7 protein-coding genes are annotated in these 7441 nt (G+C 68.6%); all 7 read left to right on the top strand.

The features are described 5' to 3' along the window. Window positions 1-1797 (top strand): dipeptide/oligopeptide/nickel ABC transporter permease/ATP-binding protein (locus ACT84W_RS01745; RefSeq protein ID WP_444327994.1); only part of this gene is annotated, 1797 nt, incomplete at its 5' end. Next, window positions 1798-2619 (top strand): ABC transporter ATP-binding protein, encoded by an 822-nt coding sequence (locus tag ACT84W_RS01740; protein WP_417575903.1) that lies wholly within the window; start codon window positions 1798-1800, stop codon window positions 2617-2619. A 73-nt stretch (window positions 2620-2692) separates the two neighbouring features. Continuing rightward, a complete protein-coding gene (locus ACT84W_RS01735) occupies window positions 2693-3679 on the top strand; it encodes an acetylxylan esterase (protein WP_417575902.1) in 987 nt (328 codons plus the stop codon). Further along, the gene (locus ACT84W_RS01730; RefSeq protein WP_444328004.1) at window positions 3679-4605 is read left to right on the top strand and encodes an acetylxylan esterase; all 927 of its coding nucleotides are present in this window, start codon (window positions 3679-3681) and stop codon (window positions 4603-4605) included. Before ACT84W_RS01735 ends, ACT84W_RS01730 begins: the two co-directional genes overlap by 1 nt. A gap of 90 nt (window positions 4606-4695) precedes the next feature. Next, a complete protein-coding gene (locus ACT84W_RS01725; protein ID WP_417575900.1) occupies window positions 4696-5622 on the top strand; it encodes a dihydrodipicolinate synthase family protein in 927 nt (308 codons plus the stop codon). Between the two features lie 51 nt (window positions 5623-5673). Next, window positions 5674-6636 (top strand): ROK family protein, encoded by a 963-nt coding sequence (locus ACT84W_RS01720; RefSeq protein WP_432290278.1) that lies wholly within the window; start codon window positions 5674-5676, stop codon window positions 6634-6636. A 48-nt stretch (window positions 6637-6684) separates the two neighbouring features. Beyond that, window positions 6685-7374: an N-acetylmannosamine-6-phosphate 2-epimerase gene (locus tag ACT84W_RS01715; RefSeq protein ID WP_444327993.1), complete on the top strand. Its 690-nt coding sequence runs from the start codon at window positions 6685-6687 to the stop codon at window positions 7372-7374. The last annotated feature ends 67 nt before the right edge of the window (window positions 7375-7441 follow it).

Raw genomic sequence — 7441 nt, 5'->3', positions numbered from 1 at the left:
GACGACAAGGGCCGAGACATCCTCTCGCGCATCCTCTACGGCGGCAGGATCTCGCTCGTCATCGGCTTCGGCTCCGTGCTGTTTGCCCTCGTCACCGGCTCCATCGTCGGAGCGCTCGCCGCGGTCACCCGCAAGTGGGTCTCCGAGGTCATCATGCGCGTCCTCGACGTGATCATGTCCGTCCCGGGCATCGCCCTGGCGGCCGTCCTCGTCACCATCCTCGGCAAGTCCGTGCCTGCCATCATCTTCTCGATCGGCTTCATGTACATGCCGCAGATCGCCCGCATCGTCCGCGCGAACATCGTGAGCGAGTACGGCGAGGACTACGTGCGCGCCGTCATCGTCTCGGGCGCCCGCGCGCCGTGGATCCTGATGAAGCACGTGCTGCGCAACTGCGCCGCGCCCATCATGGTCTTCACCGTCACGCTCGTCGCCGACGCCATCATCTTCGAGGCGTCCTTGACGTTCCTCTCGGCGGGCATCGCCGAGCCCACCCCGACCTGGGGCAACATCCTCGCCGACGCCCGCGCCGGCGTGCTCTCCGGCCGCTGGTGGCAGGCGCTCTACCCGGGTATCGCGATCATGCTCACCTGCCTCGCCCTGAACATCCTCTCCGAGGGCATCACCGACGCCATGGCCTCCGCGCCCAACGCCCCGGTGAGCGCCGAGAACTCCGAGAGCCGCCGCGAGGCCGACCTCCTCGTCGCCGACCCCGTCCGTGCCTACAAGCAGCAGGCCGCAAGCCTCGCCGGACGCCTCTCCGCGCTGCGCGAGGTCGAGCTCGCCCGCACCGACCGCCGCGCCCCGGACTACTCCGTCACGCCGCTGCTCGAGGTCAAGAACCTCTCTATCGGCTTCCCGCGCCACGGCGACGTCAACGTCGTCGACAACGTGAGCTTCGACGTCCGCCCCGGCCAGTGCATGGCCCTCGTGGGCGAGTCCGGCTGCGGCAAGTCCATCACGACCAAGACGATCATGAACCTGCTGCCCGACACCGCGCGCATCACCGGCGAGGTCGTCTACAAGGGTACCGACCTGCTCAAGCTCAGCTCCGAGGAGCACCGCAAGCTCCTCGGCACCGAGATCGCCATGGTCTACCAGGACTCGCTTTCCGCCCTCAACCCCTCGATGCTCATCTCGGCCCAGATGAAGCAGCTCACGAGCCGCGGCGGCACCCGCAGCGCCGAGGAGCTCCTCGAGCTCGTCGGCCTCGACCCCAAGCGCACGCTCGAGAGCTATCCGCACGAGCTGTCCGGCGGCCAGTGCCAGCGCGTGGTCATCGCCATGGCGCTGACCCGCGACCCGTCGCTCGTCATCTGCGACGAGCCCACCACGGCCCTCGACGTCACCGTCCAGAAGCAGGTCATCAAGCTCCTGAACGACCTGCAGAAGAAGCTCGGCTTCGCCATGATCTTCGTGTCCCACGACCTCGCGCTCGTGGCCGAGGTCGCCTCCGAGATCACCGTCATGTACGCCGGTCAGGTCGTCGAGAGCGCGCCCACCAAGGAGCTTCTCACCAACCCGGTCCACGAGTACACCCAGGGCTTGCTCGGCTCTGTCCTCTCCATTGAGGCGCACGACGGCAGCCGCCTGCACCAGGTGCCGGGCTCCGTCCCGAGTCCCGCGGACTTCCCGGCGGGCGACCGCTTCGCGCCGCGCTCGAGCCACCCGGACGTGGGCCTCGACGTCAAGCCCGTCCTCAAGCCCGTCCCGGGCGCCGACCACCACTTCGTCGCGGAGATCCCCGACGCGGAGCTTGCCAAGGCAGGCCTCAAGTCTCGCCTGGAGGTGAGGTAGATGGCAGACCAGAACACCCAGGAGCCCATCATCTTCCTGGACAACATCTCGGTCACGTTCAAGACGCGCACGGGATCGCTTCTACATCCCAACCTCGTCCACGCCGTCAACGGCCTCACGCTCAAGCTCATGCCGGGCGAGACCATCGGCCTGGTCGGCGAGTCCGGCTGCGGCAAATCGACGACCGCCAACGTCATGTGCGGCCTCCAGTCGCCGACCTCCGGCAAGGTCTACTTCAAGGGCGAGGACGTGACCAAGCGCACGGCCGAGCTCAGAAAGAAGATTGGCCGCGTGGTCTCGGTCGTCTTCCAGAACCCGGCGACGGCGCTGAACCCCCGTATGGCCGTCCATGACCAGCTGCTCGACCCGTTGATCGTCCACAACGTGGGAACGGACGACGAGCGGGAGGAGCGCATCCGCGAGCTCTTCGGCCTCGTCGGCCTGCCGACCTCGGCGATGTACGCGCTGCCCGGCCAGCTTTCCGGCGGCCAGCGCCAGCGCGTCGCCATCGCGCGCGCCCTCTCGCTGCAGCCCGACGTGATCATCGCCGATGAGCCTACCTCGGCCCTCGACGTCTCGGTCCGCGCGCAGATCCTCAACCTGCTCACGGACCTCAAGCACGAGCTCGGCCTGGCCATGGTCTTCATCAGCCACGATATGCAGACGGAGCGCTACATCTCCGACCGCATCGTGGTCATGAACCACGGCCAGATCATGGAGCAGGGCCCCGCCAAGGAGGTCTTCGAGCACCCGACGGACGCGTACACAAAGACGCTCCTCGCCGCCGCGCCCTCGCTGCTCCACCCGAACCTCGGGCAGTAGCTCACCCGAGCGTTGGGCGCGCCCGCCTCGCGCAGGCGCGCCCTTTTGTGCTGGAACCTCAACCGAAGGGGGTATGAACGTGCCATTCTCGGCCCAAAGGCTGGCTGAGCTCGAGGCGTGCCGTGGCAAGAACCCCATCCCCGCGGACTTCGACGAGTTCTGGGCCGCGCGCATGGCGGAGGCCGACGCGGTCCCGCTTGACTACGAGATCCTCCCGTCCGACCAGGTTCCCGAGCTCGGGTCCTGCGCGTACTTCGACCTCTACTTCACCGGTATGGGCGGCGCGCGCGTCTACGCCAAGTACGCTATGCCCAAGGTCCCGGGCAGCGGCCCCGTGCCGCTGGTCCTGCAGTTCCATGGGTACCCCGGCTGCACCCGCTCCTGGGCGGAGCAGTCCTCCTGGCCCGGCATCGGCTGCGCGGTCCTCTCGATGGACAACCCCGGGCAGGGCGGCCGCTCCGAGGACATCGGCGGCTTCAAGGGCACGACGGTCTCGGGCCACCTCATCGCGGGCGTCGACGGCGGGCCGGAGAACCTTTACTATGTCCGGCTCTACCAGGACCAGCGCATCCTCTGCCGCATCGCGCGCGAGCTCGCGGGCATCGACCTCGGCCGCGTCTATGTCAACGGCGGCTCCCAGGGCGGCGGCATGGGCATCGCGTGCTGCGCGCTCAACCCCGACCTGGTCGCGCGCGCGTCGATCCTCTACCCGTTCCTCTCGGACTTCCGCGAGGTGTGGGAGCTCGGCGCCGACCAGATCGCCTACGACGGCATCCGCTACTACTCGCGCTGGTTCGACGCGGACGGAGAGCGCGCGGACGAGTGGTTCGGCACGCTCGGCTACGTCGATGCGCTCTCGTTCGCGCATCTCGTGCGCTGTCCGGTGCTCTTCGGCACGGGGCTCGCTGATGTCGTTTGCCCGCCGGAGACCCAGTTCGCCGTCTACAACGCGCTGACCTGCCCAAAGAAGCACCTTCTCTACCCCGACTTCGGGCATGAGGAGATCCAGGCCTTCGACGACGAGATCATTCGCTTCTACCAGGGGGAGGTCGATTTGTGATGGGAGTCTCCGAGCTCATCGCCGCGGGGGAGGCGTACCGCGGCGCCGACCTTGCGCCCGAGGGCTTCGAGGCCTACTGGCGCGCCCGCGCGGGGCGGGCGGCCGACGTAGCCTCTGCGCAGGTGCCGGCCCGCGAGGACGTCGGCATCGAGACCCCGCAGGCCGTCTACCGGCGCCTTGCGTTCACGGCGACGGACGGCGCCGCGCTCCATGCCCGCGCGATCCTGCCCAAGGCGCCCGGCCCGCACCCCTGCATCCTCGTGTGGCACGACCTCGACCGCGGCGCGCGCGGCTGGTTCCAGCTCTCGCGCTACGTCGCCGCGGGCTACGCGGTGGTGCACCCCGAGTATCGCTGCTGGTCGCGCGACCTCACGGCCGGCTGGCAAGAAGGCCCCGATGGCATGGCTGCGGCTCAGCTGATCGACGATGCGTTGGTCGCCGCGGGCGTGGCGGCGGCGCTTCCTGAGGTCGACCCCTCTCGGCTGATGACCCACGGCGAGGGCTTCGGCGGGCTCTTCGCGCTCGCCGCCGCTGCGCTCGCGGGCGGCGTCGGCAGGTGCGCCGTCGTCAACGTCATGCCCTCGGATGTCCGCGGGGCCTGGGAGCAGGGGGCCGCCGGACTCGCCTACGAGGGCGTTACCCGCCACTTCCGCGAGGAGGACCCCCTGGCCGAGCGGACGGCGCCGTTCTTCGGCGCGCTCGGCTTCGCCGACGCGGAGAACTTTTCGGCGATCCTTCCCGCGGGCTGCGAGCTCCTCGACGGCATCTGCCTCATGGATGAGGTCGCGGTCCCCCTGACCCAGTACGCGGCGTACAATCGCGCTGCGTGCGCAAAGCGCCTGGCCGTTTACCCCAAGTACGGCCATGAGCGCCTGAACGACTACGAGAACAGGCTTCTTTCCTTCATGCGCGTCGAGGAGCGGTGAGCTCGACGTCGCGCATGGCGGCTCAAAATCGAATGGGCACCTGGCCCGGCGGGGGAGAAGGCCCCGCCCCGAAGCAGAAAGGCAACCACAATGGCAGATACGTTCCAGATCCGCGGCGTCGTCCCTCCCGTCGTCGTCCCCGACACCCCCGACCACGAGCTCGACGTCCCTTCCTTCGAGCGCCTGATCAACTACATGATCGACGCCGGCGTGGACGGGCTCTTCTTCCTCGGGTCCTCGGGCGAGGTCGTCTTCTCGACCGACGAGCGCCGCGACCAGATCCTGCGCGAGGCCGTGCGCATCGTCGACCACCGCGTCCCCGTGCTCGCGGGCATCATCGACACCGAGACCGAGCGCATGGTCGCCCAGGGCAAGCGCGCCCAGGCGCTCGGCGTCGACGCCCTCGTGGCCACCTGCCCGTTCTACGCTCTGCAGGGCATGACCGAGGTCGAGGAGCACTTCCGCATCCTCCACGACGAGCTCGGCCTGCCCATCTTTGCCTATGACATCCCCGTGTGCGTCCACACCAAGCTCCCCTGGAAGCTCCTGGCCAAGCTTGGCGCCGAGGGCGTGCTCGCCGGCGTCAAGGACTCCTCCGGCGACGACATCAGCTTCCGCTATCTCGTCCAGGAAAACGAGAAGAACGGCCACCCGATGACCATCCTCACCGGCCACGAGGTCGTCGTCGACGGCGCCTACCTCGGTGGCGCCGACGGTTCCGTCCCGGGCCTCGCCAACGTCGAGCCCTACGGCTACGTCCGCATGTGGAAGGCCGCACAGGCCGGCGACTGGGCCACGGTAAAGAAGGAGCAGGACCGCCTGAACGAGATCTCCCACATCTGGGATGTCACCTCGGGCGTGCAGGGCTATGCGGGCGGTGTCGGCGCCTTCAAGACCGCCCTCAACCTCATGGGCATCTTCGACTCGCCGACCATGCCGCGCCCCGTCAAGGCCATGACCGGCGCCAACGTCGAGGCCATCCGCAACGTCCTCGCCGCCAACGGCCTTCTTAAGTGACGAAAAGGGACAGTCCCTTTTTATCATTCGAACCTTGATGTGGAGGTAACCATGGGCGCGCAGAAAGTAGTGGCCATCGACATCGGCGGGACGAAGATCGCCTCCGCCCTCGTGACCCTCGAGGACGCAAAGAAGCCCTCCGTCGAGTTCTTCGACAAGATCCCGACCGAGGCCAAGCGCGGCGGCGAGGTCGTCCTCGCCAACGCCATCCGAATGGCCGAGCGTGTGATCGAGCTCGCCGGCGGCCCCGAGGGCCTCGCCGGCGTCGGCGTGAGCTCGGGCGGCGTCATCGACCCGCGCACGGGCGACGTCACCTACGCGAACGACATGATGCCCGGCTGGGGCGGGACCCACCTGGGCGCGGAGCTCACGGCGGCGACCGGCCTGCCCGCGCGCGTCCTCAACGACGTCCATGCCCATGCTCTGGGCGAGGCGCGCTGGGGCGCCGGCGCGGGGAAGCAGAGCTGTCTTGTCGTGGCGGTGGGCACGGGCATCGGCGGCGCCTTCGTCGAGCGCGGCCGCATCATGCTCGGCGCCCACAACGAGGCGGGCCACATCGGCCACGTGAGCTGCAGCGACGCCGCCGGCATCCCGTGCCAGTGCGGCGCCACGGGGCACATGGAGACGATCGCCTGCGGCCCTGGCATTATCGAGCGTTACCTTGAGCTCGGCGGCGAGCCCATCGACGACGAGGGCAAGCCTGTCGACGGCGCCGTCATCGATGCGCGCGCCGCGGCCGGCGACGAGGCCGCCCGTGCGGCCGAGGCTCGCAGCGGCCACGCCATCGGCGAGGTCCTCGGCAGCCTCTCCAACATGCTCGACCCCGAGTGCATCATCCTTTCCGGCTCCGTCGCGCAGTGCGGCCCCGCCTGGCACGATGCGATGGCCGCCGGCTGGTCCGAGGCCGTCATGCCGCCTGTCGCCTCGACCCCCATCGTCTCGGGCGACCTCGGCGGGGACGCGCCTCTTATCGGCGCCGCCGAGAACATCGTCAAGTCTGCCTACGCTGAATGACGAAAAGGGACAGTCCCTTCTCGTCATTTCCGGAAGGAGCATCTGCATATGGAAGTCGATCCGATCATCCAGTCGCTCAAGGGCAAGCTCATCGTGAGCGTGCAGGCCTACCCGGGCGAGCCGCTGCGCCATCCCGAGACCATGGCGCAGATGGCCCGCGCCTGCGAGCTCGGCGGCGCCGCGGCCATTCGTTGTCAAGGGCTCTCCGACATCGCCGCAATTAAGGGCCGCTGCGAGGTCCCTGTCATCGGCCTGTGGAAAGAAGGCCACGAGGGCGTCTATATCACCCCGACCCTGCGCCACGCCGTGGCCTGCGTCAACGCCGGCGCCGACGTCGTCGCCCTCGACGCCACCGACCGCCCGCGCCCCGATGGACGCACCTTCGAGGAGACGGTCGCCGCCCTGCGCGAGCGCTGCGACACGCTGATCATGGCCGACTGCATGACCATCGAGGACATCCGCCGCGGCGTCGCCGCCGGTTGCGACCTCGTGTCGACCACGCTCTCGCACAACAAGGCCGCTATCGACACCACGATGGACGATGGTCCCGACCTGCCGATCCTCCGCCAGGCAGTCGAGGAGTTCCCCGGTTTCCCCGTGATCTGCGAGGGCCACGTCCACACGCCGGCCGACGCGAAGGCCGCCATCGACGCGGGCGCCTGGGCCGTCGTCGCGGGCACTGGCATCACGCATCCCACGAGCATCACGAGCTGGTTCAAGGCCGCCGTCGAGGCCTGATGACGAAAAGGGACAGTCCCTTTTCGTCATTTTGCTCGGAAATGCTCGAAAGTGAGAGATACCGCGC

This window comes from Paratractidigestivibacter sp. (assembly GCF_052362415.1).
In the GTDB taxonomy this organism is placed as follows: domain Bacteria; phylum Actinomycetota; class Coriobacteriia; order Coriobacteriales; family Atopobiaceae; genus Paratractidigestivibacter.
Note: the sequence above shows the minus strand (reverse complement) of the source record. Positions and strands in the feature narration are given on the sequence as shown.

Coding starts and splice junctions, on each gene's coding strand:
- ACT84W_RS01740 (WP_417575903.1), top strand. CDS start 1,798: ATGGCAGACCAGAACACCCAGGAGCCCATCATCTTCCTGGACAACATC.
- ACT84W_RS01735 (WP_417575902.1), top strand. CDS start 2,693: ATGAACGTGCCATTCTCGGCCCAAAGGCTGGCTGAGCTCGAGGCGTGC.
- ACT84W_RS01730 (WP_444328004.1), top strand. CDS start 3,679: ATGGGAGTCTCCGAGCTCATCGCCGCGGGGGAGGCGTACCGCGGCGCC.
- ACT84W_RS01725 (WP_417575900.1), top strand. CDS start 4,696: ATGGCAGATACGTTCCAGATCCGCGGCGTCGTCCCTCCCGTCGTCGTC.
- ACT84W_RS01720 (WP_432290278.1), top strand. CDS start 5,674: ATGGGCGCGCAGAAAGTAGTGGCCATCGACATCGGCGGGACGAAGATC.
- ACT84W_RS01715 (WP_444327993.1), top strand. CDS start 6,685: ATGGAAGTCGATCCGATCATCCAGTCGCTCAAGGGCAAGCTCATCGTG.